The 3,364-nt window shown below is 27.2% G+C and carries 5 protein-coding genes; all 5 read left to right on the top strand.

Features of this window, described 5'->3' with window-relative positions:
- Positions 1-575: 575 nt before the first annotated feature.
- On the top strand, positions 576-962 hold the full coding sequence (locus tag EZH24_RS15110) for a hypothetical protein (RefSeq protein WP_236847143.1): 387 nt from the start codon (positions 576-578) through the stop codon (positions 960-962).
- Positions 947-1,654 (top strand): ABC transporter substrate-binding protein, encoded by a 708-nt coding sequence (locus EZH24_RS15105; protein WP_236847142.1) that lies wholly within the window; start codon positions 947-949, stop codon positions 1,652-1,654. The genes EZH24_RS15110 and EZH24_RS15105 overlap by 16 nt, the downstream gene beginning before the upstream one ends.
- Entirely contained in the window at positions 1,602-1,901 is a 300-nt protein-coding gene (locus EZH24_RS15100) for a hypothetical protein (protein ID WP_236847141.1), read from the top strand. The genes EZH24_RS15105 and EZH24_RS15100 overlap by 53 nt, the downstream gene beginning before the upstream one ends.
- A gap of 52 nt (positions 1,902-1,953) precedes the next feature.
- Entirely contained in the window at positions 1,954-2,814 is an 861-nt protein-coding gene (locus tag EZH24_RS08990; protein WP_170310856.1) for a carbohydrate ABC transporter permease, read from the top strand.
- A partial coding sequence (locus EZH24_RS08985; protein WP_137998824.1) for a carbohydrate ABC transporter permease occupies positions 2,807-3,364 on the top strand: 558 nt, incomplete at its 3' end. The genes EZH24_RS08990 and EZH24_RS08985, both read left to right, overlap by 8 nt.

Below are 3,364 nucleotides of genomic sequence, written 5' to 3'. Positions count from 1 at the left end.
GGCAAAAAATATTTTCGATAAATATATATGATAATATAAAGTAATAACATAACCAAATTCATTTGAAACAAAATAAATATTTATATCAGCATTTTATATCAAATATATTCTCATATTGTAATTTTATACATCATAACACTAAATATTAAATTTTATATTCATATTATAGAGTTTCTCAATTTGTAAATATAATTTTATATAAGAAATAATAATAATAATAATGTAGTAAAAATATATAAATAATATATTAAATAAAAAGTATTTCTGTTTATTTATCTCAACAAAAAATAGCAAATGTAATGGTTAGTTATCAGAAATAAAAAGATGCAGAACTTATAATAGTATATGCAGTAATAAATAAAATCACATGGTTTGAACTGCATGTGTTTATTCTTATGCTGTTATAAATATAAGTATATTATAATAATAACATAGATTTTTATTAAGATTTATTTAATACAAATAAAAAATATTCAATAAAAAAATTTACAATTTAATATTTATTTGCTATACTATAAATGTATATGTTACAGTACACTCATTATTATAAAACACATATATTTAAGGAGTACATTATGATCAAAAAACTAATAATTATTACAATCATAATATTTGCAATAATTTCATGTTCTAAGAAAAAGGAAGCTGTAAATGCTTGGACTAAAATAACACCAGAAACGGAAACCACTATAGAAATTTGGGCTTGGAATATAGGAGCAAATCATTTAGAAGATACAATACCATCTTTTAATGAAAAGTACCCTAAAATAAAAGTTAATGTTACAGAATTTGGAGGACCTCCAGTATTAAAACAAAAATTATTTGTTACTTTAGGCGGAAACTCAGAATTACCAAATTATGTTCAAATAGAAGATCCTGATATGGTATTAATAACAGAACAATATCCTGAATATTTCTTGGATTTAAAAGATCAAATGCCTGATAATTGGGTAATGTTGTAGAACCTTCTAAAATAGCAACAAGTTTTGATTCTACAGGCAAACAAGTAATTATGCCTTGGGGTATAGCTCCTACTGTTTTATTTTATAGGGAAGATTTATTTCAAAAAGCAGGTATTGATGTTAATAGTATAGTAACTTGGGAAGATTTTATAGAAGCAGGTAAGAAATTACAAGCTGCATTACCTAATACTAAAATGATAGGTTTCCCTTATACTATAGGTTATTCTTCTTTCATAAGGGCGGTTATGCTTCAGCAGGGAACAGATTACTTTGATAAAGACGGAAATATAGCAATATATTCAAAACCTGGTATAGAAGCTGCTAAACTTTTACAGAGATTTGTTAAAGAAGGTATTGCTTTTGATACAACAGACTGGACTGGTACTATAAGAGCTTCAAAAACTGATGATATAGCAACTATTCCTTATGGTATATGGTGGGGAGGAACTTTAAAAGATCAGGCTCCTGAAATGAAAGGCAAATGGAAAGCAGCTTATTTACCTGTATTAGAAGAAGGTCAGCCAAAAACATCTATATGGGGGAGGAGCTGGCGGATCTATAATAAATGTTGGAGATCCTATAAAACAAACAGCTACATTGGAATTTGCCAAAAATGCTATACTAAGTGTAGAAAATCAAATGATGGCTTTCAAAAAATACGGACTTTTACCAGCATATACACCAGTTTATGATGAGGAAGAATTCTATGAAGAAGACCCTTATTTTGGTAAAGGATTTAATGAATTAATACCTGAATTAATTAAATCAATGCCTCTAGTTGCTAAATATTCTGAATTTACATCTGAAGCTCAAACACTTATGGAATCAGCATATCAAGCTATAGTTAATGATATGGCTGATCCAGAAAAAATACTAAAAGACACTGCTGAACAATTAAAAAATAATTCAGGCTTAGAGTTATCAAAAATAATAAAATAAATAAAAAAGATTACCATATGGTTTTTTAGCCATATGGTAATTAGGAAATAATATGAAAAAAAGTTATAGAATGTTTGGTTTCTATCTCTCATTACCAGTTATAGTAACATTAGTACTATTCAATTTTTGGCCTTTCATAGAAACTATTATTTTAAGTTTTATGACACAGAAAAGAGGAGAGTTTATATTTAATGGAATAAAGAATTACCAAAGACTTTTTGGTGACTCTGTATTTAGAGCAGCAATTATAAACTCTTTTATTTTCTATATAATAAGATTGCCTATAATGCTAATTAGTTCCACATTATTGGCAAGTATAATTCATAGAGGTATAAAAAAATTAAAATCTTTTTTTGAAGCCTCATATTTTATTCCAGTACTAGTGGATGCTGTAGCTTACAGTATGATATTTCTTTTAATATTTCAAGATAGAGGTGTAATAAATTATATATTATCATTATTTGGCATAGATGCTATACCTTGGCTTAAGCAATCTATCCCCGCAAAAATACTTATAATAATAGTAGTTTCTTGGCGTTGGACAGGTTATAATATGATATTGTTCCTTGCGGCAATGCAGAATATACCAGAAGATTATTATGAAGCTGCTACAATAGATGGAGCAAATTCTTGGCAAAAATTTGTATATGTAACACTGCCTTCATTAAAACCAATCATATTGTTTACCTCTATAATGTCCACAATAGGAAGTTTAAATCTATTCACTGAACCATTTTTGCTTACAAATGGAGGTCCTAATAATGGAACTATGACTTTAGGACTTTATATATACAATCAGGCATTTGTTTCATTAAATATGACATATGCAGCTACAATATCTGTTATAATACTCTTAATTGTAGGCTCATTAACATTCTTACAATTAAAAATAGGAGATAAGAACAATGAATAAAAAAAAGAAAATAGTTACTATAATGTTATATTTATTCCTTTCAATAGGTGCCTTTTTTAGTATATATCCTGTTTATTTCATGTTTGTAGCAGCAACTAAAAGCTCAGGTGAAATATTTATGAATACGCCGCCTATATTTTTTGGTAATTATTTTTTTGAAAATTTAAATTCATTAAATAATAGAATTCCAATATGGACAGCTTTATTCAATTCTATAAAGGTATCTATAATATTTACTGTATTGAATCTTTTATTGTGTTCATTGTCTGGATATGCATTTGCAAAATTTGATTTTAAAGGCAAAAATTTTTTGTTTACATGTGTACTATTATCTATGATGATACCTGTATACAGCAGATTAATACCTTTATATAGAATGATGACTTTTGCTAATCTTCAAAATACACATATAGCACTTATACTTCCGGGTTTGGCTGGAGCATTTGGAGTATTTTTGATGAGGCAGAATTTTTTAAGTATCCCAGATGCATTAATAGAAGCCGCAAGACTTGATGGGGCAAGCGAAATTTATATTTTATTTAAAATTGTA

The organism is Brachyspira catarrhinii, assembly GCF_005518285.1.
Taxonomy (GTDB): Bacteria; Spirochaetota; Brachyspiria; order Brachyspirales; family Brachyspiraceae; genus Brachyspira; species Brachyspira catarrhinii.
This window is presented reverse-complemented; position numbering and strand designations above follow the sequence as displayed.

Excerpts from the sequence above, each read along its gene's own strand:
- EZH24_RS15110 (WP_236847143.1), top strand. The coding sequence starts at position 576 with ATGATCAAAAAACTAATAATTATTACAATCATAATATTTGCAATAATT.
- EZH24_RS15100 (WP_236847141.1), top strand. The coding sequence starts at position 1,602 with ATGATGGCTTTCAAAAAATACGGACTTTTACCAGCATATACACCAGTT.
- EZH24_RS08990 (WP_170310856.1), top strand. The coding sequence starts at position 1,954 with ATGAAAAAAAGTTATAGAATGTTTGGTTTCTATCTCTCATTACCAGTT.